Below are 23,237 nucleotides of genomic sequence, written 5' to 3' on the forward strand. Positions count from 1 at the left end.
GCCCAGTCCGTGTTTTCCCCCCCTATGTCTGGGACGTGTTCTCCTCCTTTCCCCCCCCCCCCCCCTCCCCCCCCCCCCCCCCCACCCCCCCCCCCCCCCCCACCCCCCCCCCCCCCCCCCCCCCCCCCCCCCCCCCAGGACGGCCCGGATCAGCTCTCGTACCGGGCCCGCAGCTCCTGAAGGCTCCGCAGGGCCTCGGCGAGCTCGGGGTCGGCCGAGAGCCCGGCTCCCCCGTCCAGGCCCGGCAGCCGTCCCCGCAACGACTCGCCGAACCCCTCCATGCCGCCCAGCAGGGGGGCGAGCACCGCGTCCAGGCGCGCGGTCGCCGCCTTCGACGCCTCGGTCACGGCCTCCATGATGGCCTCGGAGAGCGCCTCCGAGCCCAGCCGCATGGCCCTGGGGTTGATGTCCACGCCCAGCAGGGCCCCGCCGGGGGCGACCTCCACGGAGACCAGCCCGTCGGCCGCCTCACCCCGGGCACGCAGGTCGCCCAGCTCCTTGAGCATCCCCTCGTACTGCAGCGAGAGGGCGTCGAACCCCTCGGTCAGCCGGTCCACCTCGGGGTTACCCGTCCGCCAGGAGCGGCCGTCAGGCGTGGTCATGCGTTCCTCCCGGAAACGACTCGCGATCAGAGTTCCTTGAAAGATCTAACACCTCTCCGACCGGTGGGGCGCTCACGGGGTCAGGACATCCCCGACACCGCTAATCGGCCCGGCCGAAAAGATCCCGGCCGTGGGGACGGGCGGGCCGGGCACGGGAGAGACGGTCCGGCGGGCGTGAAGACGCGGGCGCACCGGCGACGGGAGCGCGGAGGGGGGGAGGGCGGGCGCCGGACGGGCTCGCGCGCGTACGGGATGACGGGGCGTACGGGACGACGGGTAGGTCCGCCCCGGAGCCGCCACGGCGGCGGGACCGGGCACTCGACGGGACGGACCGTACGGCCACCTGTTGCTCGCCGGGCCCAGGCGCTGGCGCGCCACCAGGACGGCGGCATCCGGTCGGGCCGCAGAGCGCGGCCGGCCGGGCAGATGGTCTGACCCCTCTTTCAGGAAGGTGAGACACCCCCCACAGGTGAAGACGCCGAAACGGGCACCAAAGGATGCTTCGCCCACCAAGATTTTTCCGCGTCCGAGTCCGGGGCCCCTGCCGGCCGCTTCGCGGCGCTGCCGGGCATACCGCTCACCGCATAGGCTGGCGGCATGGACAAGGTGGTAAAGAGCGACGCCGAGTGGCGCGTCCAGCTCTCTCCCGAGGAGTTCCGCGTGCTCCGCCAGGCCGGGACCGAGCGCCCCTACACCGGGGAGTACGTCGACACCAGGACCGTGGGCGTCTACAGCTGCCGGGCCTGCGGCAGCGAGCTGTTCCGGTCCGACACCAAGTTCGACAGCCACTGCGGCTGGCCGAGCTTCTACGAGCCGTCGGAGTCGGAGGCGGTGACGCTGATCGAGGACCGCTCGATGGGCATGACCCGCGTCGAGGTCCGCTGCGCCACCTGCGACTCGCACCTCGGCCATGTCTTCCACGGCGAGGGCTACGGCACGCCCACCGACGATCGCTACTGCATCAACTCGGTCTCCCTGAGGCTGGAACCCGCCGAGTGACCCACCGCCGCTCGCCCGCCGGGACCCACCGGCGGCGGGCGGCCCGGCGGATCCGGGGTTCCCACGTCCCGGGGCCCCTCAAGGCCCCGGCGCGGACCCCCCGGCCTCCGGACGGGCCGGGCCCGTCCCGGAGGGGACGGGCGGCACCACGCGTAGTATTCGAAGGCCTCCGCAGCGTGTCTCCTAAGGAGCCCCCGTGCATCTCCGCCACAGGTGGGAGGTCATCGAGACCATCGGCCAGGTGATCACCCAGCGCTGCACGATCTGCGGCAGGACCAGGGTCAGGGTGACCACCACGCGGCGCGGTGCGGGCTACTTCCCCTGCTTGGGGTACGTCAGGCGGCAGTCGGGATCGTCCGGGCCGAGCATGTTGGCCAAGACCGGATTCCCGTTCTCCCCGAACTCGGCCTGGACGAAGACCACCGGGCTGGGCGTGCCGAGCTCTCCGACGAGGTAGTCGACCCCGGCCTCGCAGAGCGTGACGGCCTGCTTGGAGTTGTCCGCCGTCTCCGGCAGGTCGGTGTATATCCGGAGATATCCGCCGACCATTCGGACGTCCTTGACCCGCTTGCTCGCCTTGTGACCCTTGAAGTAGGCCACCGCGCCCTTGTCGGTGTGCTTGGACGGCCCCGAGGCCTTCATCTCCCTGGCCTTCTGCCGCTTCCTCTCCGCCTCGGCCCGCTCCGCGGCGCTCTCCTTCTTCTCGGCCTTGTCGGCCTTCCCGGTGTTCCCGGCGTTCTCACGGTCGACCTCGGCCGCCACCACGGTGCCGCCCGCGGGTGCCGCGGGCCGGGCCGCGGCAGGGGCCGGACCGCCCGGGGCCGCCGCCCGGGCCACCCCGCTCCCGGGGGCCTCCTCGTCGGGGAACCAGACCCCGCCGATCGCGAGGACGCCCACCGCCAGCGCGGCGATGCCCGCCGAGACGTCGAGGACGCGTGAACGTGTCTGCTTTCTCCGGCGCCCTCGAGCACGCCGCCTGGATCGTGCCAGAGCTTCGCCCCTTTTCACCCTTGGCCTCACATCGACAGGTGATTTTCACCGAGTATGGCAAATCAAAGGGGCGGTAAAGAGACTCTCACGAGATTATTTTCGTCCGGTCCCCCCGGGGGACGCGTTCCGTCCCTTCCGTCCCTGCCGTCGCGCTGAGGGACCCGCCCTCACGCCCGCGGGACCTGCCCTCGCGCCAGAGGAAGGGCGGCCCGTACGGCCGCGACGACACCACGCCCCGCGGAGGCGGGGCGTGGGGACGGGAACGGGGACGGGGATCCGGGCTAGGGCAGCGCGGCGATCAGCTCGGCGGCCGGCTTGCGCACGCCCGTGTAGAAGGGCGTCTCCTCGCGGGTGTGCCGCCGGGCCTCGGCACCGCGCAGGGTGCGCATCAGGTCGACGATCCGGTGCAGCTCGTCGGCCTCGAAGGCCAGCATCCACTCGTAGTCGTTCAGCGAGAAGCAGGCGACGGTGTTGGCGCGCACGTCGGGGTAGTCACGCGCCATCCTGCCGTGCTCGGCGAGCATCCGGCGGCGGTCGGCGTCGTCCAGGAGGTACCACTCCAGGGAACGCACGAACGGGTAGACGCTCACGTACCCGCGGGGCTCCTCCTCGGCCAGGAAGGCCGGGATGTGCGACTTGTTGAACTCGGCCGGGCGGTGCAGCGCCATGGCCGACCAGACCGGCTCCGACAGCCGCCCCAGGCCGGTGCGGCGGAAGCGGGAGTAGGTCTCCTGCAGGTCCTCGGCCGTCGGGGCGTGCCACCAGAACATGAAGTCGGCGTCCGCGCGGAAGCCCGCCACGTCGTACAGGCCGCGGGTGACCACGTCCTTCTGCGCCATCTGGGCCATCAGGTCGTCGACCTCGGCGGCGATGCCCTCACGGTGCCCGGGACAGCGCTCGCTCAGCCTGAACACCGACCACATCGTGTAGCGGATCACATCGTTCAGCTCGCGTGCCTTGGGCCGCGGGTTCACGTCCGTCGTCCTCACCCCTTCGTCAGCGAATCGGTCCTGCTCTGCCATTCTCCCGTGGGATCCAGGTGGTCCAGGATCCGGGCCGCCGCGGTGCGGGCGGTCGACACGCAGGCGGGGATGCCGAGGCCGTCGTAGGCGGCGCCGCACAGGGCGAGCCCGGGCAGGGCCGCGGCGGCCGACCTGACACGGGCCACCCGGTCGAGGTGGCCCACCTCGTACTGCGGCAGGGAGCCGCCCCAGCGGGTCACCCGGGAGTCCCGGGGCAGCCCGCGCACGCCCATCACGTCGGCCATCTCGGCCGTCGCCGCCGCGACGAGCCCGGCGTCGTCGCGCTGGAGCGTCTCCTCCTCGCCGATCCGGCCGATCGAGCAGCGCAGCAGGACCAGGCCCGGGTCGGTCTCGGCCAGGTGCGGCCACTTGACCGAGCTGAACGTGACGGCCTTGACCGTCCGCCCGTCCACGGCCGGGACCAGGTAGCCGCTGCCGTCCGGCGGCCGGGGGAACGCCTCGAGCGGGTAGGCCAGCGTGACGATGGCCATGCTCGCGTACTCGATCCGGGCCAGCTCGGCGGCGGCCGAGGGCGCCTCCTGCGCGAGCAGCCTGCTCGCCGCCGGGGCCGGGACGGCGACGATCACCGCGTCCGCCTCCAGCGTCTCGGGCCTGGGGACCGGGCCGGTCACCAGCAGCCAGCCCGACGGCGTCCGCCGCAGCTCGCGCACGGTGACGCCGGTCCTGATCGTCGCGCCCGAGGCCGTGGCGACGGCCTCGGGGAGGCTGCCCATACCCCGGCGCAGCGTGGTGAAGACCGGCCCGGCGTCCTTGGGCGCGTCCGCGGCGATGTGCCGGGCGGCGACGAGCAGCGACCGCTCGGAGCGGGCCGCGGCGGCGATCCTCGGCATGGTGGCGTCCAACGAGAGCCGTTCGGCCCTGCCCGCGTAGACGCCGCCGAGCAGCGGCTCGACCAGCCGGTCGACCACCTCCTCGCCCATCCGGGCCCGGATGTACGCGGCCACCGAGACGTCGGTGGCGATGCGCGTGGCCGGCAGGGCCGGCTCCAGCCCCGCCCTGGCCAGGCCGCCCGGGGACAGGACCCTCGACCGGGCCAGCGCCAGGAGATCGGACGGCACGCCCATGACGTGCCCCTTCGACATGGGACGCAGCGTCCCTCGGCTCAGGATGCTCGCGCGGGTGGTGCCGGGAAGGCGCAGCTCCTCGCCCAGCCCGGCCGCCCGGGCCAGCTCCTTGCCCTCGGGCCGCCTGGCGAGCATCGCCTCGGCCCCGGTGTCCACCGTGACTCCGGCCACCTCGGCGGCGTGCAGCTTGCCGCCGACGCGCGGGGCGCCGTCCAGCACGGTGATCTCAAGGTGCTCGTCGCCCTGTCGCAGATACCACGCGGCGGCCAGGCCGGAGATCCCCCCGCCGACGACCACCACGTGTCTCCGGTTGCCTTCCATGACTCCTGACCGTACCGCTCGGTCCCGCCGGGTCTTTCTCCCGCCCCGCGCCCGCGCGCCCTCCTCGCGTGCGGGCCCGCTGCGGTGCCGAGCAGGGCGCGGAACGTGACGCCATCGTGACCGTCCCGCTCCGAACCCCGCCGCCGCGCACTCCGTCATCAGGGTCATGAACAGATTCCGGTACGGCCCCCGGCTGGCCGTCGCCCTGGCAGGTCTGGCACTGCTGGCGACCGCCTGCGGGGGAGGCGCGATGACGTCCTCCGACGCCGTGGCCCCCGCCGCCCCCGCGGCCGGCTCCGGCTCCGACTCCGCCGGCGGATCGGAGTCGAGGGCGGCTCGCCAGCGGGAACCGGGCGAGACGGCCGCCAAGGTCGAAACCCGGGACGAGGCGGCGAAGCCCGGTCGGGTGGAGGTGGTCCCGCAGGACAGGGCCATCGTCTACACGGCCGAGATGACGGTGCGGGCCAAGGACGTGACCGCCGCGGCGGACGCCGCCCGCCGGATCGTCACCGCCGCGGGCGGCTACCTGGCGATGGAGAGGTCGGACTCCCGCTCCGAGGGCGAGGGCAGCGCGACGCTGGTCTTCAAGATCCCGCCGGGGAACTACCCCGGCACGCTCGACCGCCTCGGCAAGGAGCTGGGCACCCGCGAGTCGCTGACGCAGAACACCGAGGACGTCACCGAGGAGGTGGCCGACGTGGAGAGCCGCCTGAAGTCGGCCAGGGCCGCCCTGGACTCGCTGCGCACCCTGCTGAAGCGGGCCAACACGATCGGCGAGGTGCTCCAGGTGGAGCGGGAGCTCTCCGACCGCGAGAGCGAGCTGGAGTCCCTGCAGGCCAGGCAGAAGTCCCTGGCCTCGCAGACGAGCGTGGCGACGCTGACCCTGAACCTGGTAGGCCCGGCCGCGGTGGTGAAGCAGGAGGAGGAAGAGCCCTCCGGCTTCCTGGAGGGTCTGCGTCAGGGCTGGAGCGCCTTCATCACCGCCGTCAAGGTCGGCCTGACCCTGCTGGGCGTGCTGCTCCCCTGGCTGGTCGCGATCGGCCTGGTCTGGGCGGTCGTGGCGTTCGTGCTCCGCCGCAGGGGGCGCGACGGCCGCCGGCCCGCTCCGGCCGGGCGGCCCTCGGCACCCGGCGGCCCCGCCCTCGGCGCGGACGGGGACCGTACGGGCAGTGAGCCGGCCCCGGACACGGACCCGGACCTGGACTCGAACCCGGAGACGGACCCGGAGACGGACCCGGAGACGGACCCGGACCGCCGAACGTACGGGGAGGGCGGGAACGACGGTCACGACGAGGACCGCGGGAACGCCCCCGGCACGGACGAGCCCCGTGCGGACGGACCCGGCAGGGACGGGCCCGGCGCGGGGGGACGGGCCGGGCGGTAGGGGTCAGCGGGCCGAGGCCGTCTGCACGAACTCGGTGAGGCGGGCCAGCTGGTCGGGGTCGGTGCCGGGAAGCACCCCGTGACCCAGGTTGAACACGTGGCCCTCCAGGCCGGCGGCGCGGGCGAGGATCTCGCCCGCCCGCCGCTCGACGACCTCCCAGGGGGCGAGCAGGATGGCCGGGTCCAGGTTGCCCTGGAGCGCCTTGCCCGGCCCCACGCGCCGGGCGGCCTCGTCCAGCGGGACCCGCCAGTCGACGCCGACCACGTCGGCCCCGGCCTCGCCGAGCAGGCCCAGCAGCTCGCCGGTGCCGACCCCGAAGTGGATGCGCGGGGCGTCCAGCCCGGCCAGGCCGTCGAAGATCCGGCCGGTGTAGGGCAGGACGAACTCGCGGTAGTCGTCGGGCGAGACCGCGCCGACCCAGGAGTCGAAGAGCTGGACGGCGGAGACGCCCGCGGCGAGCTGCACGCGCAGGAAGCCCAGGGTGATCTCGGTCAGCCGGTCCATGAGCGCGTGCCAGAGCCCCGGCTCGCCGTACATCATGGCCTTGGTGTGGTCGTGGTTCTTGGAGGGGCCGCCCTCGATCAGGTAGGACGCCAGCGTGAACGGGGCGCCCGCGAAGCCGATGAGCGGGACGGCGCCCAGCTCCTTGGTCAGCGCCTGGACGGCCTCGGTGACGTAGGAGACGTCGTCCGGCTCGATCGGGCGCAGCGCGCGGGCCGCCTCGGCGTCCCTGATCGGCGCGGCGACCACCGGTCCGACGCCGGGCTTGATGTCCAGGTCCACCCCGATCGCCTTGAGCGGGACGACGATGTCGCTGAAGAGGATGGCCGCGTCCACCCCGTACCGGCGCACCGGCTGCAGCGTGATCTCGGTGATCAGGTCGGGGGTCGCGCAGGCGGTGAGCATCGGCACCCCCTCGCGGAGCGCCCGGTACTCGGGCAGTGAGCGACCGGCCTGGCGCATGAACCACACCGGCGTGTGGGGAACGGGCCGGCGTCGGCAGGCGCGGATGAAGGCGGAGTCGGCGGGCTCGGAAGTCACCCCCCCAGGGTCCCACGGCGGTGGACCGGTCGGTTCGGCGCGGTCGGGAACCCGGTGCGATCGGCAGGGGATCGCCTTTGTCCACCATGTTCGTCCCTGAGAATGCCTACATATTTTTAAATGATGATAATAATCGCGTATTACCGGTTTTGGGGCGTTCGTCCTCTTGGATCCGATGTCCGCGCGCCCCGGCCGGAGCGGGCGGCGCGGAGAGATCATGTTTGCGGGTACAGTTCCTCTCATCGGTGATCCTGGCCCGGCCCCCGGCTGGTCCAAATGTTCGCCAAGTCACCGCGCGGCATCGATTCCTGCACCACTTTGGGGACACGCCGAGCACGCTGCGCGGAAATGTCGGCGCGACGTGCCAACGTCGGACCACGACCCGACGAAAGGCCCGTGCGATGTCCACCATGTGGAGTTCACCCGAACGTCGCGGTGAGCACCGTGCCTCCTGCGCCTCCTGCGCCTCCTGGGCTCGCGGGCGGGTCCTCGAACAACGGTCCCGTCAACGGTCCCGTCCCTGCGGCGCCCCGGGCGGGCGCCCCGGACGACCGGGGGACGGGCACGAAGGTGGACGTGCCGTCGGACACGGCGGTGGACATGCCGTCGGACACGGCGGTGGACGGGGCCGCGCCACGCGCGGCCGTACGTCCTTTCCGGGAGTTCTCCTCGGCGGGGTCGCACCCGCCCCGCACAGGCCGCAGACAGCGGCTTGATCGGTTCCTATGGCTCCTATACGCACCCCAGTGGTCCCCATGCGATCAGTTTCGACCTACGCTTCCGATATGACCGTCGGTGACGCGCCGCCCGCTCCCGCCGCCTTCAGGCGCGCGGTGGCGAGCATGCATCCCGCGGAGGTCAGACCCGAGATCGAGCTGGAGGACATCCCGGCACCGCAGCGCCTGGCCCCGTACTCGGCCGCCATCGGCGCCTCGGTCTATCGCGACGACGACGAGCTCGCGATCGGGCGCCTCATCATGCTCTTCGACCCGGAGGGCCGGAACGGCTGGGACGGCCAGTTCCGGCTCGTCGCCTACGTCCGGGCCGACATGGAACCCGAGATCACCGAAGACCCGCTGCTCGGCCCCGTCGCGTGGAGCTGGCTCACCGAGTCGCTCGACGCCCACGACGCGGGCTACGCCGCCGCGGGAGGCACCGTCACCAAGGCGGTCTCCGAGGGCTTCGGCAACAAGGCCGAGGATCCGGTGACCACCGAGCTGGAGCTGCGCGCGTCCTGGTCACCGCTGCAGGAGGACCTGTCCGGACACGTCGCCGCCTGGTGCGATCTGATGTGCCTCGCCGCGGGCATACCACCCCTGCCACCCGGCGTGGCGGCGCTGCCGCCGCGTCGTCGCGAGGATCCGGAGCCCTTCAGAACGTGACCGACGAGACGACCGTAGTTCCGCTGCTGGAGCCCCGCGAGGGGATCCCGCCCGTCATCGAGGACCAGGCGGCCCTCGCCCGCGTGGTGCGCACCTTCGCCGAGGGCACCGGTCCCGTCGCCGTGGACGCCGAGCGCGCCTCCGGTTACCGCTACAGCGGCCGGGCGTACCTGGTCCAGCTGCGCCGGGCGGGCGCGGGCAGCGCGCTGATCGACCCCATCCGCTGCCCCGACCTGTCAGAGCTGGACGCGGCGCTGGCCGGTGCCGAGGTGGTGCTGCACGCCGCCTCCCAGGACCTGCCGTGCCTGGCCGAGGTGGGTTTCCACCCGCGCGAGCTGTTCGACACCGAGCTGGCCGGCCGGCTGCTCGGCTACGAGCGGGTCGGGCTCGGCCTGATGGTGGAGAACGTCCTGGGCCTGCGGCTGGAGAAGGGCCACTCCGCGGCCGACTGGTCCACCCGCCCGCTGCCGGAGGACTGGCTGCGCTACGCCGCGCTCGACGTCGAGGTCCTGATCGAGCTGCGCGACGTGCTGCACGCGGAGCTGGAGTCCACCGGCAAGCTGGCCTGGGCGCGCGAGGAGTTCGCCGCCGTGCTGGCGCACCGGACCCCGGCCCCCCGCTCCGACCCGTGGCGGCGCACCTCGGGCATCCACAAGGTCCGCTCGCTGCGCGGCCTGGCGGTGGTGCGGGAGCTGTGGACGCTGCGCGACCGGCTGGCCCGCGAGTCCGACGTCGCCCCCGGCAGGGTCCTGTCGGACTCGGCGATCGTCACCGCCGCCCTGGAACTGCCCCGCACCACCAAGGCGCTCACCGACATCCCCCCGTTCACCGGCCGCAGCGCCCGGCGGCACCTGCGCGACTGGCTGGCCGCCATCGGCACCGCCCGCTCGCTGCCGGACGCGGAACTGCCCCAGCCCAGCGTGCAGGGGGACGGGCCGCCCCCGGCCAACCGGTGGATGGACCGCGACCCGGTCGCAGCCCGCAGGCTGGCCGCCGCCAGGACCGTGGTCGCCGCCCTCGCCGACGAGCACCACATGCCCGCGGAGAACCTGATCCAGCCCGACGCGGTACGCCGTCTGACGTGGGAGCCGCCCGAGGTCGTCGACGACGAGACCGTCGCCGCCCGGCTGCGCGAGCTGGGCGCCCGCGAGTGGCAGATCGCGCTGACCGCCCATCCGATCGCCAAGGCCCTGCTCCGTCTGGAGATCAAGGGGCAGGCGTGAGGGGACGGGGCCGCGGTCCCGCCGAAGCGGGCGGGTCATCCGCTCCGTCCGGAGATCGGGGGCAGGCGTGAGGGTATGGGGCCCGGCCGCTCAGCTCACCGACAGTGCCTGCGGCAGGCGCAGCCCCGTCCCGGCGCCCCCGGTGCCGGAGGGCGCCGGGCGCGCGTAGGGAATGGCGCACCACACGGTCCGGCCCAGGCCCCGGCCGTGCTCGCACGTCCCCCACCGGCCGCCCGAGAGCCGGTCCACGATGAGCAGGCCGCGACCGCGACCGGCTCCGGGCCGGTCGCGCGGGATGTGCGGCACCCGGGAGGTGGAACCGGCGTCGGAGACCTCCACCCGGACGGAGTCGGCGCTGTCGGTGAGCGTCAGCCCGATCAGGTCGTCCACCGGCCCGCGGTCGGAGTGCTCCACGGCGTTGGCCAGCAGCTCGGAGACCACCTGGACGACGTCCGCCAGGAGGGCGTGGTCCGCGCCGAGGGCCTCGCGCGCCTCCCGGCGTGCCTGCCGTACCGATTCATGATTGTTGTCCAGAAATATCTCTGCGAGCTTTCTCGGTTCCATGCTCGACGCCCCCCACCTGGATTTCATGAATCGCCGTCTTCGTGGCCGTCCCCGACGGGAATCCCCACAGGGACGACTACCCTACGCGTTCGCTCCGACACTCAGCGGAGGCGCTTTCGCGCGTCCGCACGGTGACGCCGCAGGGCCGCGGCCGTCGGCCGGCACGGGCCCGGCGGGGATCCGGCACGGACCCGGCACGGACCCGGTGCGGGTCTTTCGCCGGTACGGGATTCGGTGCGGGTGGCGTGGAGGATTGCCCGCGAATTCGCGACCGGGATCGGCACGATGCGAGGCTTTCTGGTGATTCAGGTGTTTCGGGGGAATTCGGCGGGCGTCATCCGCCGCCGGGAACGCGTCGTGAATCACGGTCCCGTCTCTCCCGCGTCACCGGATCGGGCACGAGGCGTTCCCGGCCGCCGCCAGGAGACGGCACGACGCCGGCCCGCCCCCGCGACGGGGACGGGCCGGCCGGTGCGGGGTCAGCAGGTCGCGAGCATGTTCTGCAGGGCGGTCTTCTCCGAGCTCTGCAGGGTCAGCTTCCAGTGGAACTTCACCTGGATCCACGCCCTGGCGTAGGTGCAGCGGAAGGTGCCCAGCGGCGGCTGCCACGTCGAGGGGTCCTGGTCCCCCTTGGCCTGGTTGACGTTGTCGGTCACCGCCCACAGCTCCGGCCCGCCGAGGTCGTTGGCGAAGGCCTGCCGCTGCGCGGTGGTCCAGGAGTGGGCGCCGGAGCGCCAGGCCTCGGAGAGCGGCACCATGTGGTCGATGTCGATGTCGCTCGCGGCGGTCCAGGTGGCGCCGTCGAACGGGGAGTACCACCTGCCCGAGGTGGCCGCGCAGCTGGAGTTCACGACCACCCCGGTGCCGTCCCGCTTGAGCACGGTCTCGCGGGTGTTGCAGGCGCCGCTGACGGTGATCCAGTGGGGGAACAGGGTGCGGTCATAGGAGGACTGGTTGGTCTCCGGCGCCACGGTGAGCGTGGCAAGACGGCTGGCGGCGGTGGGCGCCGAGGGAATGTTGGGAGGGGTCGCGCCCGCCGTCCCCGGGGTCAGGGAGAGGCAGAGGACGGCGGTGGTGAGGGCGGCGGAGACCGCGGTGACGACTCGCTTCACGAGTTGCCCCTTCTGTCGCTCCGCCTCGGCCAGTCGGGGGGTCTGGGCACGGCGAGGGGAGGACAGACGGAACGTCTCAAGTCATGACAAATGAGCAAATGTCATGGTTTGACGATCAGTCAGGGGGCCGTTGGTCGGATCCTGACGCACGTTTCCCGGCGCGGGTTCGTGATCTGCGGGGACTCCTCACCCGCGCGCGCCGCCCTTTTCCTTTTCCGCCCGCAGTGCCGGAGAAAGTCCGGTGAACGACAGGAAACGTCCGGGGAAATCCCCACCGCGGCCGTACCGGCGTACGGGAAAAGCACGGGTGTGCGCGTCCCGACACATGGAACACCACGTCATGACGTGGATCGTTGGTTAGGAATATCACACGACCCTGTCCCTCCGGGGTGCTTGCCGCGACCCCCGCGACTACCGTACGGTGGTACGGAAAGCGCTTTCCATTGGAGGTCCGGAGAAGATGTCCCCGCAAAGCATCGGCGTCGTGATGAACGGCGTCACCGGTCGCATGGGTTACCGTCAGCATCTGGTGCGATCGGTTCTGGCGATCAACGAGCAGGGCGGCGTGCCACTGTCGGGCGGCGGGCGGGTTCTGCTCAGGCCGGTGCTGGTGGGCCGGAGCGCGGAGAAGCTCGAACGGCTGTCCGCCGACCACGACATCGCCGAGTGGACCACCGACCTCGACGCGGCCCTCGCCGACGACTCCAACCTGATCTACTTCGACGCCCAGGTCACCCAGGCCCGGGTCAAGGCCGTGCTCAAGGCGATCGACGCGGGCAAGCACGTCTACGCCGAGAAGCCCACCGCGGAGACCTCCGAGGACGCGCTGGCGCTGGCCGAGGCCGCCGCGGCCAAGGGCGTGAAGAACGGCGTCGTGCAGGACAAGCTCTTCCTGCCCGGCCTGCTCAAGCTCAGGCGCCTGATCGACGGGGGCTTCTTCGGCCGCATCCTGTCGGTGCGCGGCGAGTTCGGCTACTGGGTGTTCGAGGGCGACTGGCAGGCCGCGCAGCGCCCCTCGTGGAACTACCGCAGCGCCGACGGCGGCGGGATCGTCCTGGACATGTTCCCGCACTGGGCGTACGTGCTGGAGAACCTGTTCGGCCGGGTCACCTCGGTCTACGCCCAGGCCGTCACCCACATCCCCGAGCGGGTGGACGAGGCCGGCGAGACCTACCGCGCCACCGCCGACGACGCCGCCTACGGGATCTTCGAGCTGGAGGGCGGGATCGTCGCGCAGATCAACTCCTCCTGGAGCGTCCGGGTGAACCGCGACGAGCTGGTGGAGTTCCAGGTGGACGGCACGCACGGCAGCGCCGTCGCAGGCCTGCGCGACTGCCGGATCCAGCACCGGGCCACCACCCCCAAGCCGGTCTGGAACCCCGACCTGCCGGTCACCGCCCGCTTCAGGGACGACTGGCAGGAGGTGCCCGACAACGCGGAGTTCGACAACGGTTTCAAGATCCAGTGGGAGCGGTTCGTCCGCCACGTCGTCGAGGACGAGCCCTTCCCCTACGACTTCGCCTCGGGCGCGCGCGGCGTCCGCCTCGCCGAGCTCGGCCTGCGCTCCTCGGCCGAGGGCCGCCGCCTCGTGGTGGAGCCCTGATGAGGATCGCGCTCCCCGGCGGGACCCACGTCCTGCGCGAGCCGGTGACCTGGGAGCGGACGGCGAGCCCGGCCGGCTCCCGCGTCGTCTACGCCGCCGCCCACGTGGTCGCCGACCCGCTGGGCGACAACACCCCCGGCTCCCCGGCCGCCGTCGACTGGGACGCCACCCTGCGGTTCCGCCACCACCTGTGGTCGCACGGGCTGCGGATCGCCGACGCCATGGACACCGCGCAGCGCAACATGGGCCTGGACTGGCCCGCCACCCGCGAGCTGATCCGGCGCAGCGCCACCGAGGCGAAGGCGTTCAGTGATCTCGGCGACCCGGCCACGCTGGTCGCCTGCGGCGCCGGTACCGACCAGGCCCCGCACGCCCGGACCCTGGACGAGATCGTCGCCGCCTACACCGAGCAGATCGAGACCGTCCAGGAGGCGGGCGCCGGGGTCATCGTGATGGCGAGCCGGCAGCTGGCCGCGGCCGCCCGGGGCCCGGAGGACTACCACCGGGTCTACGGCGAGCTGCTCTCCCGGGCCGACCGCCCGGTGATCCTGCACTGGCTGGGCGAGATGTTCGACCCGAACCTGGCGGGCTACTGGGGCTCGAAGGACGTGGCCGAGGCCACCGCGTCGTTCCTCGCGCTGATCGGCGAGCACGCCGCGAAGGTGGACGGGGTCAAGGTCTCGCTGCTGGACGCCGAGCACGAGATCGGGCTGCGCGCGGCACTGCCCGAGGGCGTCAGGCTCTACACCGGCGACGACTTCAACTACCCCTCGCTGATCAGGTCCGGCAGCCACGCGCTGCTGGGCATCTTCGACGCGATCGCCCCTGCCGCCGCCGCGGCCCTGCGGGCCCTCGACGCCGGTGACCTCGACCGCTACGACGAGATCCTGGCGCCCACGGTCCCGCTCTCGCGGAAGATCTTCGAGGCCCCCACGTACAACTACAAGACCGGCATCGTCTTCCTGGCCTGGCTGAACGGCCACCAGGACGCCTTCTGCATGGTCAACGGCGCCCAGGCCGCGCGCTCGCTGTCCCACCTGGCCGAGGTGTTCCGCCTGGCCGACCGGGCCGGGCTGCTGACCGACCCGGAGCTGGCGGTCGCGCGGATGCGCTCCCTGCTGGCGGTGAACGGGCTGTGAGGACCTTCGCGGCGACCGCCGCACCCTGGGTCCCCGGCCCGGCCGCGGGGACGGGAGCGTGGCGATGAGCCGTTTCTCGCTCAACCAGTGGACCACGAAGCGGTGGTCGGTGGCCGAGGTGGTCGACGGGTGCGTGCGGCACGGCGTCGAGGCCGTCGGCCTGTGGCGGCAGGACGTGGCCGCGCAGGGCCTGGAGGAGAGCGTCAAGCTCGTCGCGGACGCGGGCCTGCGGGTGTCGTCGCTCTGCCGGGGCGGTTTCCTGACCACCGGCTCCCCCGAGGCCCTGGAGGACAACCGCAGGGCCATCGACGAGGCCGCGGCCCTGGGCGCGGCCTGCCTGGTCATGGTGGTCGGCGGCCTGCCCGGCGTGGTGCCCGGCGAGCCGCTGGGGACCTTCTCCCGCGACCTGCCCGCCGCCCGGGAACGGGTCGCCGAGGCGCTGGCCGAGCTGGCGCCGTACGCGGGCGAGCGGGGGGTGCGGCTGGCCCTGGAGCCGCTGCACCCGATGTACTGCGCCGACCGGGCCGTGCTGTCCACCCTCGGCCAGGCCCTCGACCTGGCCGAACGGCACCCCGCCGAGCAGGTGGGCGTGGTCGTCGACACCTTCCACGTCTGGTGGGACCCGCAGGTCCTCGACCAGATCGCCAGGGCCGCGGGAAGGATCGCGAGCTACCAGGTGTGCGACTTCCTGTGCCCGCTCCCGGCCGACGCGCTGCTCGGCCGGGGGGTGATGGGCGACGGGGTGATCGACTTCGCCCCGCTGACGGACGCGGTGGCCGCGGCGGGCTACACCGGGGACGTCGAGGTGGAGATCTTCAACGCCGACGTCTGGGCCGCCGACCCCGACGAGGTCCTGGCCAGGGTCAGGACCGCCTTCGGCGCGCTCATCGGGGTCTGAACGCGTCCCCGCCACCGCCGGGCCGCCACCGGATCACCACCGGGCCGCCACCGGATCGCCGACGGATCGCCGCCGGGCCGCCGCCGGGTCCTCCCGGGGACGCGGTGGCGGTCCGTCGCGGGGAGGATCGGTGGCGTCCCGCCAGGGGATGACCGGGCCGGGACCGTTCCAGGAGGCGGAAAACGAGTTCATCGGCCCCGGATCGGGGCTTCACGTTGGAGTGACGACGCCGGTACTCGTACGGTAGGGGTATGACGACCGCAGAGAGCGAAGCCAGCCCCGCCGTACAGCGGCCGCCGGAGCATGTCCTGGCCGTACTCGAGGCCATTATGGAGTGGGAGGCGGCCAACCCCGACTCGGCGCCGTCCGGGCAGGGAGAGGCGATCCTGTGGGCCCTGGGCAAGCGTGAGCAGGCGCCCATCAGCGGGCGCCCCAGTTCCGGGCCCCCCAGCCTCGCCGACGCCCGCGCGGAGATCGACGCCGCCGAGCGGGTGCCGCGTGAAGGCCGGGTCGTCCCGGCCGACGGAGTGATCAGCACCCTGAACTGGCTGATCGGCGCCAAGGACGGCCTGCCGATCCCCGGCCGCCGCTCCTCGGAGGGGCACGGGCACCTGGTCGGCGGGCGCGGGGTCATCCTCCGCACCGAGGCCGAGATCAGCCGCATCGCCGAGCTGGCCCGCACGGGAATGCCCAACGCCGCGGGCGAGTGGGAGAAGGAGTGGTGCTCGGGGACCGTCGCCGTGTGCGAGTGGGTGCTCGGCACGCGCCGCAAGTCCCCGGTCCGCAACACGCCCCGTCCGATCCACGGGCCGACCGGGCTCAACCTCGGCATGGAGGAGACCGCGGCCGAGGACGTGTCCCGGCAGCTCGGCCGGGGACGCCAGCACTCCCCCGGCTACGGCGACGGGGTCATCCGGACGATCCGCTGGCTGCGCGGGCAGATCACCGTCCCGCCGGTCAACGACCAGGGGAACCCGATCGCCGGCATGCGCTGACCGCCTTCCCCGCCTCCCCACCTCCCGACGGAACGACCGGCCCGGACCACCCCGCCAGGGGACCGGGCCGCTCGCGTGACACGGGGGCCCGTCCGGGACCGGCCCGGCTCGCCCCGGCGACGGTGAGGGAACGCACGGGACGCGGGCACCGACGACGGACACGGACGGCGGGCACGGACGGCGGGCGGGTCCCTCAGTCCAGGGCGCGGGTGCTCTCGCGGAGGATGACCTCTCCGGCCACGGTCTCCGCCCTGGCCTCGTCCGTCGCGTCCAGGGCCAGCTCCAGCGCGCGGGCGCCCATCTGCGGGAGCGGCAGCCGTACGGTGGACAGCGCCGGGACCAGGTCCCGCAGGGTGAAGATGTCGTCGAACCCGGCCACCGAGACGTCCTCGGGCACGCGCACGCCGCGATCCCTGAAGGAGGCCAGGGCGCCCACAGCCATCACGTCGGTGACCGCGAAGACGCAGGTGACCCCGGTCGCCTGGGTGGCCGCCGCGTAGCCGCCCTCGCGGTCGAAGGAGCCGTACAGCACCAACGGCTCGGGCAGGCCCAGCTCCTCCAGCGCGCCGACGAACCCGGCCACCCGGTCCCGGGGCGCGAGCAGCCAGTCCGGGCCGGCGAGCACGGCGAACTTGCGGTGCCCCAGCCCGGCCAGGGCGCGGGCCAGCGCGGCGGCGCCCGCCCGGTTGTCCGGCACGACCGTGTCGGTGCCGAGCAGGTCCTGTCCCACGCAGGCCACCCGGCCACCGGTCTCCCGGTAGCGGTCGAGCTCCTCGCGGAGCCTGCGGGTCGGCTCGGGGTCGGCGACCCGGGAGCCGACGAGCAGCACCGCGCGGACCCGCTGGGCGTTCAACGTGGAGACGTAGGCGATCTCCCGGCTCGGGTCGCGGTGCGTGGTGCCCATCATGACCATCAGCCCCTGGCTCTCGGCGACCCGCATGGCCCCGTCGGCGATGGCGGCGAAGTAGGGGTCGATGAGATCGTGCACGACCAGGCCGATCACGTTGCTGGCCCCCCGGGCGAGGGTCTGCGCGGCCACGTTGGTGCGGTAGCCGAGCTCGGAGGCGGACAGTTCCACCTTGGCCCGCAGGGACGCCCCCACCTGACGGGTGCTGCCGTTGAGCACCCGCGACGCCGTGGCGAGCGAAACGCCCGCGTGCCGGGCGACATCCTCAAGCGTGACCACCGACGACCTCCAGGAAAGCGTTTTCCAAGTCTGCCAGAGTTGTATCCGTCTCGCATCCCGGACAGATCGGCGAGACGGAGCCGAGGAGCGGCACATCCTCGGGGACAACCTACCCATCCGGCCAGGGCCCGGCCGCGCCAGACGTTGTTACTGACGAGTAGCATGGGTTCCGAAGCCTTCCAGCAACGAGGAGCGAACCCCGTGCCTTCGTCTCGTGACGTCGTATTCGTCGACGGTGTGCGCACGCCCTTCGGCAGATCGGGCCCCAAGGGCCTGTACGCCGAGACACGCGCCGACGACCTGGTGATCCGCGTCATCCGCGAGCTGATCCGGCGTAACCCGAACCTGCCCCCCGAGCGCGTCGACGAGGTCGCCATCGCGGCCACCACGCAGATCGGCGACCAGGGCCTGACCCTCGGCCGTTCGGCCGCGATCCTGGCCGGGCTGCCCAAGAGCGTGCCCGGCTACTCGATCGACCGCATGTGCGCCGGCGCCATGACCGCGGTGACGTCGGTCGCCGGGGGCATCGCCTTCGGCGCCTACGACGTCGCCATCGCCGGTGGCGTCGAGCACATGGGACGCCACCCCATGGGCGAGGGCGTCGACCCCAACCCCCGCTTCCTGGCCGAGCGCCTGGTGGACACCTCCGCGCTCGTCATGGGCATGACCGCCGAGAACCTGCACGACCGCTACCCCTCCATCACCAAGGAGCGCGCGGACGCCTTCGCGCTCGCCTCCCAGGAGAGGGTCGCCAAGGCCTACGCCGACGGCAGGATCCAGCAGGACCTGGTCCCGACGGCGATCAGGTCGGCCGAGAAGGGCTGGGGCCTGGCCACGGCCGACGAGGCCCCCCGCCCCGGCACCACGCTGGAGGGCCTGGCCGGCCTGAAGACCCCGTTCCGCTCGCACGGCCGGGTCACCGCGGGCAACGCCTCCGGCATCAACGACGGCGCCACCGGCTGCATCGTGGCCGCCGCCGACGTCGCGGCCGAGCTCGGCCTGACCGCGAGGATGCGCCTGGTCTCGTACGCCTTCGCCGGGGTGGACCCCGAGGTCATGGGCGTCGGGCCGATCCCGTCCACCGAGCGGGCCCTGCGGCTGGCCGGGCTGTCCGTCTCCGACATCGGGCTGTTCGAGATCAACGAGGCGTTCGCCGTGCAGGTGCTGGCGTTCCTGGAGCACTTCGGCATCGCCGACGACGACCCCCGGGTCAACCCCTACGGCGGCGCCATCGCCTTCGGCCACCCGCTGGCCTCCTCGGGGGTGCGCCTGATGACGCAGCTCGCCCGCGAGTTCGGCGAGCGCCCCGACGTCCGCTACGGCGTGACCACGATGTGCGTCGGCCTCGGCATGGGTGGAACGGTCATCTGGGAGAACCTCGGCTGGGAGGGCGAGAAGTGACGGACATCAAGGACCTGTTCGCCGACGAGGTCGTCACCCGCGCGACCGTCCGCGACGTGGAGCTGCCGCACGGCGCCGGCACCATGGCCCTGATCACGCTGGACAACGGCTTCGACCACACCAAGCCGTCCACGTTCGGCCCCGCCGGGCTGACCTCGCTGGGCGAGGCCCTCGACGCGGTCGCCGGGCGTGGCGACCTGGCCGCCGTGGGCGTCGTCGGCAAGCCGTTCGTGTTCGCCGTCGGCGCCGACCTCAAGGGTGCCGCGCTGATCTCCGAGCGGGACCAGGCGCTGGCGATCGGCCGGCTGGGGCACGAGGTGTTCCGCCGCCTCGGCGAGCTGGACGTGCCGTCGTTCGCGTTCGTCAACGGCGCGGCCATGGGCGGCGGCCTGGAGGTCGCGCTGCACTGCACGTACCGGACGATCTCCTCGGGGGTGCCCGCCGTGGCGTTGCCCGAGTGCTTCCTCGGCCTGATCCCGGGCTGGGGCGGCACCTGGCTGCTGCCCCGCCTGACCGGCCCGGCCACCGCCGTCAAGCTCATCGTGGAGAACCCGCTCGCGCAGAACCGCACGATCAAGGGCGCGGAGGCGTTCTCGCTCGGCCTGGCCGACGCGATGTTCGAACCCGCCGACTTCCTGGAGGAGTCGCTGCGCTGGGCCGCCGGGGTGCTCCGGGGCGAGGTGACGGTCTCCCGGACCGACCACACCGGGGCCGACTGGTCGGCGGCGATCGCCGACGCCCGCTTCCTGCTCGACGCCCGGCTGCACGGCGCCTCCCCGGCCCCGTACCGGGCGCTGGAGCTCGTCGAGGCGGCCCGCACCGCCTCCCGCGACGAGGGCTTCGCCGCCGAGGACCGCGCGCTGGCCGACCTGCTCATGGGCGACGAGCTGCGCGCCGGCCTGTACTCCTTCGACCTGGTGCAGCGGCGGGCCAAGAAGCCCGCCGGAGCCCCGGACGCGGCCCTGGCCCGCCCGGTGACCAAGGTCGGCGTGGTCGGCGCGGGCCTGATGGCCTCGCAGATGGCGCTGCTGTTCGCCCGGCGCCTGCAGGTGCCGGTCGTGCTCACCGACCTGGACCGCGAGCGCCTGGACCGCGGCGTCGGCCACGTCCACGCCGAGGTCGACAAGCTGCTCGGCAGGGGCCGCGTCTCCGCCGACGAGGCCAACCGGCTCAAGGCCCTGGTGACCGGCTCGCTGACCAAGGACGCGTTCGCCGACGCCGACTTCGTCATCGAAGCGGTGTTCGAGGACATGAAGGTCAAGAAGCAGGTCTTCGCCGAGGTGGAGCAGGTCGTCTCCGACGGGTGCGTGCTGGCCACCAACACCTCCTCGCTCTCGCTCACCGAGATGGCCTCCGGGCTCCGGCGTCCCGAGCGCGTCGTGGGCTTCCACTTCTTCAACCCGGTCGCGGTGATGCCGCTGCTGGAGATCGTCCGGGGGGCCGGGACCGACGACGCGGCGCTCGCCACGGCCTTCGCCGTCGGCCGCTCGCTGAAGAAGTCGTCCGTGCTGGTCAAGGACGCGCCCGCGTTCGTGGTCAACCGCCTGCTGACCCGCTTCATGGGCGAGGTCATCGGCGCCGTGGACGAGGGCACCCCGCTGGAGGTCGCCGACCACGCGCTGGACGGGCTCGGCCTGCCGATGACCCCGTTCGCGCTGCTGCAGCTCGTCGGCCCGGCCGTGGCGCTGCACGTCGCCGAGACCATGCACGAGGCCTTCCCGGACCGCTACGGCGTCTCGGAGAACCTCGCCCGGCTGGTCGCGGCCGGGAAGCCCGGCGTGTACGCGCCGGACTTCTCCCTGGACCCCGAGGCGGTGGCGCTCTTCTCCGGCGGCACCTCCCCCTCGACCGCCGAGGAGGTCCGGCTGCGCGCGCTGCGGGCGCTGGACGAGGAGATCCGCCTGATGCTCGAAGAGGGCGTGGTCTCGGCCCCTCAGGACATCGACCTGTGCATGATCCTGGGTGCGGGCTGGCCGTTCCACCTGGGCGGCATCACCCCGTACCTGGACCGCGCGGGCATCGCCGAGCCCCGTTTCCTGCCCGCGGGGGTGGCGTCGGTCCCCGGCCGGTGATCTGACCGGACGGCTTCGGCCGGGGGCGCGCTCGCAGACGGAGCGCGCCCCTTCTCCTCTTCCCCGTCCCCTCCCCCGCGGCCGGTCCTCGCCGGTCGCGGGTGGCCGGTCGCGGCGTGGCGAGCGGCTCGCGGGTCACGTCACGGGTCGCTGGTACGAACCCGATGGAAAGACCGGAAAAGCCAACAAGGCTCCGACCTGGCCATATGCGGCCCCCGGTCTCCTGGCCGGTATGGCGGGACCGGCCGGCGCGATCGCAGTACGGTGCACTCATCCACACGCTCGGGGGTGTGCATGGGCAAGGTTCTCATCGTGTCGGGACTGCTGGCGGTCGTCGCCGTCGCGGTCCTCGTGGTGATCGTCGGACGGGTGCGCGCGGCGGGCCGCAGGCGGGCGCTGGCGGCGGCCGACCGCAACCGCGTGGTCCTGGAGCGGTGGTTCGACCTCCGCCCCACCGACGCCGAGCGGCAGCTCGCGCTCAACTTCCTCGACGAGGCGTTCGCCCTCGGCCGGATCGACCAGGAGGACCACGCCCGGCGGGTCGAGACGGTCCTGAAGGCCGAGACCAACCGCGACGCCCAGAGCGCGCTGAACGACCTGCGACCGCCCGACCCCCCGTGAGATGCCGCGCCGCCTACCGCCCCGCGTGACGCTCCGAGAGCCTGCTGTGCCGGTAGCCGTACCCGAAGTAGATGACGACCCCGAGGAGCATCCACGCCAGGAACCTCAGCCAGGTCTCCACCGGCAGGTTGAGCATCAGGTACAGGCAGGCGAGCACCGACAGGATCGGCACCAGCGGCACCAGCGGCGTACGGAAGGAGCGCGGCAGGTCCGGGCGGGTGCGGCGCAGGATGATCACCGCGATCGAGACCACCACGAACGCGAAGAGCGTGCCGATGTTGACCAGCTCGGCGATCGTGGACAGCGGCACCAGGCCCGCCAACGCCGCCACCACGAGGCCCATCAGGATGGTGATGATGTACGGCGTGCGGTACTTCGGGTGGACCTTGCCCAGCCCGCTCGGGAGCAGGTTGTCGCGGCACATGGCGAACATCACCCGCGACATGCCCAGCATCAGGATCATCACGACCGTCGTCAGGCCCGCGAGCGCGCCGATGCTGATCAGTGAGGCGGCCCAGGTCTGGCCGACCGACTTGAACGCGTCCGCCAGCGGCGCCGCCTCGCTCAGCTGCCCGTAGGGCTGCATGCCGACCACGACCAGCGAGACCGCGACGTAGAGCACGGTGCAGACGCCGAGCGAGGACAGGATGCCGATGGGCAGGTCCCGCTGCGGGTTGCGGGTCTCCTCCGCCGCGGTGGCGACCACGTCGAAGCCGATGTAGGCGAAGAACACGATCGCCGCGGCACCGAAGATGCCCATCACCCCGAAGGCGACCGGGGTGATGCCGAAGAGCACCTGGATGAGCGGGGCGGAGAGTCCCTCCACCGCCGGGGTCTCCTTGGACGGCGGGACGAACGGCGCGTAGTTGGCGGCCCTGACGAAGAACAGTCCCGCCACGATGACCAGCAGCACCACGGTGACCTTGACGGCCACGATGACCAGGTTGAACCGGGAGGACAGCTTGATGCCCATGACCAGGATGGCGGTGAGGATCAGCACGATCAGCGCGGCGGGCAGGTTGAACGTCGCCCCCTCCCCGGCGATGGCTCCCGGCAGGGCGATCCCGACGGACTCCAGCAGCGAGGTGAGGTATCCCGACCAGCCGACCGCGACGACCGCGGCGCCGAGCATCATCTCCAGCATCAGGTCCCAGCCGATGATCCAGGCGGGGAACTCGCCGAGGGTGGCGAAGGCGAACGTGTAGGCCGACCCCGCCGCCGGGACGGTGGAGGCGAACTCGGCGTAGCACAGGGCAGCGAGCGCGCAGACGATCCCGGCGATCACGAAGGACAGGGCCACCGACGGCCCGGCCATCTCCCTGGCGACCCGGCCGGTGAGCACGAAGATGCCGGTGCCCACGATGACGCCGATACCGAAGACGGTGAGGTCGAGAGCGCTGAGATCCTTGCTCAGCCGATGTTCCGGTGCCTCGGTGTCGGAGATCGACTGTTCCACCGACTTGACGCGCAAGACGCTCACGGACCCTCCTCGATCGGCGGTGATGATCCCCCGACGCATCAGGTCATGCCCAGCGGATCACCCGCTGAACGACGGACACCGGGTTCTTTGGGAAAAATCCGGCGACCGTCCCGGCAC

Annotated in this window: 20 protein-coding genes; 11 read left to right on the top strand and 9 right to left on the bottom strand. The window is 72.7% G+C overall.

Features of this window, described 5'->3' with window-relative positions; all coding sequences use genetic code 11:
- Positions 1–149: 149 nt before the first annotated feature.
- Positions 150–602 carry a YbaB/EbfC family nucleoid-associated protein gene (locus ACZ6RT_RS29965; protein ID WP_470157292.1) on the bottom strand — a complete coding sequence of 151 codons (453 nt, stop codon included), beginning with the start codon at positions 600–602 and terminating at the stop codon, positions 150–152.
- A gap of 597 nt (positions 603–1,199) precedes the next feature.
- Between ACZ6RT_RS29965 and msrB the strand changes: the two genes are divergently transcribed.
- Complete coding sequence (msrB, locus tag ACZ6RT_RS29970; protein ID WP_399195338.1) at positions 1,200–1,601, top strand: peptide-methionine (R)-S-oxide reductase MsrB; 402 nt, start codon at positions 1,200–1,202, stop codon at positions 1,599–1,601.
- A gap of 312 nt (positions 1,602–1,913) precedes the next feature.
- Here msrB and ACZ6RT_RS29975 read toward each other — a convergent pair whose 3' ends face one another.
- The 3 genes from ACZ6RT_RS29975 to hemG form a co-directional block, all read right to left on the bottom strand.
- On the bottom strand, positions 1,914–2,498 hold the full coding sequence (locus ACZ6RT_RS29975; protein WP_470157293.1) for a hypothetical protein: 585 nt from the start codon (positions 2,496–2,498) through the stop codon (positions 1,914–1,916).
- A 374-nt stretch (positions 2,499–2,872) separates the two neighbouring features.
- Positions 2,873–3,580 (bottom strand): hydrogen peroxide-dependent heme synthase, encoded by a 708-nt coding sequence (gene hemQ, locus ACZ6RT_RS29980; protein WP_399195334.1) that lies wholly within the window; start codon positions 3,578–3,580, stop codon positions 2,873–2,875.
- Positions 3,577–5,019 carry a protoporphyrinogen oxidase gene (gene hemG / locus ACZ6RT_RS29985; RefSeq protein ID WP_470157294.1) on the bottom strand — a complete coding sequence of 481 codons (1,443 nt, stop codon included), beginning with the start codon at positions 5,017–5,019 and terminating at the stop codon, positions 3,577–3,579. The genes hemQ and hemG overlap by 4 nt, the downstream gene beginning before the upstream one ends.
- A 166-nt stretch (positions 5,020–5,185) precedes the next feature.
- Between hemG and ACZ6RT_RS29990 the strand changes: the two genes are divergently transcribed.
- Entirely contained in the window at positions 5,186–6,403 is a 1,218-nt protein-coding gene (locus ACZ6RT_RS29990; protein ID WP_470157295.1) for a DUF4349 domain-containing protein, read from the top strand.
- A gap of 3 nt (positions 6,404–6,406) precedes the next feature.
- Here ACZ6RT_RS29990 and hemE read toward each other — a convergent pair whose 3' ends face one another.
- Entirely contained in the window at positions 6,407–7,444 is a 1,038-nt protein-coding gene (gene hemE, locus ACZ6RT_RS29995; protein WP_470157296.1) for a uroporphyrinogen decarboxylase, read from the bottom strand.
- A 785-nt stretch (positions 7,445–8,229) separates the two neighbouring features.
- Between hemE and ACZ6RT_RS30000 the strand changes: the two genes are divergently transcribed.
- Both ACZ6RT_RS30000 and ACZ6RT_RS30005 read left to right on the top strand, forming a co-directional pair.
- A complete protein-coding gene (locus ACZ6RT_RS30000; protein ID WP_344900980.1) occupies positions 8,230–8,826 on the top strand; it encodes a DUF3000 domain-containing protein in 597 nt (198 codons plus the stop codon).
- Entirely contained in the window at positions 8,823–10,049 is a 1,227-nt protein-coding gene (locus ACZ6RT_RS30005; protein WP_470157297.1) for an HRDC domain-containing protein, read from the top strand. The genes ACZ6RT_RS30000 and ACZ6RT_RS30005 overlap by 4 nt, the downstream gene beginning before the upstream one ends.
- A 90-nt stretch (positions 10,050–10,139) precedes the next feature.
- Here the strand turns inward: ACZ6RT_RS30005 and ACZ6RT_RS30010 are convergent, their stop codons facing one another.
- Positions 10,140–10,613: an ATP-binding protein gene (locus ACZ6RT_RS30010; RefSeq protein WP_470157298.1), complete on the bottom strand. Its 474-nt coding sequence runs from the start codon at positions 10,611–10,613 to the stop codon at positions 10,140–10,142.
- A gap of 479 nt (positions 10,614–11,092) precedes the next feature.
- On the bottom strand, positions 11,093–11,725 hold the full coding sequence (locus ACZ6RT_RS30015; protein ID WP_399195322.1) for an HNH endonuclease family protein: 633 nt from the start codon (positions 11,723–11,725) through the stop codon (positions 11,093–11,095).
- 460 nt (positions 11,726–12,185) lie between these two features.
- Here ACZ6RT_RS30015 and ACZ6RT_RS30020 point away from each other — a divergent pair, with 460 nt between their 5' ends.
- The 4 genes from ACZ6RT_RS30020 (at position 12,186) to ACZ6RT_RS30035 (ending at position 16,360) form a co-directional block, all read left to right on the top strand.
- Complete coding sequence (locus tag ACZ6RT_RS30020) at positions 12,186–13,328, top strand: Gfo/Idh/MocA family protein (RefSeq protein WP_470157299.1); 1,143 nt, start codon at positions 12,186–12,188, stop codon at positions 13,326–13,328.
- Positions 13,328–14,467, top strand: coding sequence for a dihydrodipicolinate synthase family protein (locus tag ACZ6RT_RS30025; RefSeq protein ID WP_470157300.1), 1,140 nt, complete (start codon positions 13,328–13,330; stop codon positions 14,465–14,467). Before ACZ6RT_RS30020 ends, ACZ6RT_RS30025 begins: the two co-directional genes overlap by 1 nt.
- Positions 14,468–14,531: 64 nt before the next feature.
- Positions 14,532–15,365 (top strand): sugar phosphate isomerase/epimerase family protein, encoded by an 834-nt coding sequence (locus ACZ6RT_RS30030; protein WP_399195315.1) that lies wholly within the window; start codon positions 14,532–14,534, stop codon positions 15,363–15,365.
- Positions 15,366–15,616: 251 nt separating this feature from the next.
- Positions 15,617–16,360 carry a hypothetical protein gene (locus ACZ6RT_RS30035; RefSeq protein ID WP_344900995.1) on the top strand — a complete coding sequence of 248 codons (744 nt, stop codon included), beginning with the start codon at positions 15,617–15,619 and terminating at the stop codon, positions 16,358–16,360.
- 193 nt (positions 16,361–16,553) lie between these two features.
- Here ACZ6RT_RS30035 and ACZ6RT_RS30040 read toward each other — a convergent pair whose 3' ends face one another.
- The gene (locus tag ACZ6RT_RS30040; protein WP_399195313.1) at positions 16,554–17,546 is read right to left on the bottom strand and encodes a LacI family DNA-binding transcriptional regulator; all 993 of its coding nucleotides are present in this window, start codon (positions 17,544–17,546) and stop codon (positions 16,554–16,556) included.
- Between the two features lie 162 nt (positions 17,547–17,708).
- Between ACZ6RT_RS30040 and ACZ6RT_RS30045 the strand changes: the two genes are divergently transcribed.
- From ACZ6RT_RS30045 to ACZ6RT_RS30055, 3 genes are all read left to right on the top strand, one after another.
- Entirely contained in the window at positions 17,709–18,947 is a 1,239-nt protein-coding gene (locus ACZ6RT_RS30045) for a thiolase family protein (protein WP_470157301.1), read from the top strand.
- Entirely contained in the window at positions 18,944–21,019 is a 2,076-nt protein-coding gene (locus tag ACZ6RT_RS30050; RefSeq protein ID WP_470157302.1) for a 3-hydroxyacyl-CoA dehydrogenase NAD-binding domain-containing protein, read from the top strand. The genes ACZ6RT_RS30045 and ACZ6RT_RS30050 overlap by 4 nt, the downstream gene beginning before the upstream one ends.
- 294 nt (positions 21,020–21,313) lie before the next feature.
- On the top strand, positions 21,314–21,640 hold the full coding sequence (locus ACZ6RT_RS30055; protein ID WP_399195307.1) for a DUF1707 domain-containing protein: 327 nt from the start codon (positions 21,314–21,316) through the stop codon (positions 21,638–21,640).
- Positions 21,641–21,653: 13 nt separating this feature from the next.
- On the opposite strand, the gene ACZ6RT_RS30060 is transcribed toward ACZ6RT_RS30055, so the two are convergent.
- Positions 21,654–23,120 (bottom strand): amino acid permease, encoded by a 1,467-nt coding sequence (locus ACZ6RT_RS30060; protein WP_470157303.1) that lies wholly within the window; start codon positions 23,118–23,120, stop codon positions 21,654–21,656.
- Positions 23,121–23,237: the final 117 nt, after the last annotated feature.

This window comes from Streptosporangium sp. NPDC050148, assembly GCF_055586505.1.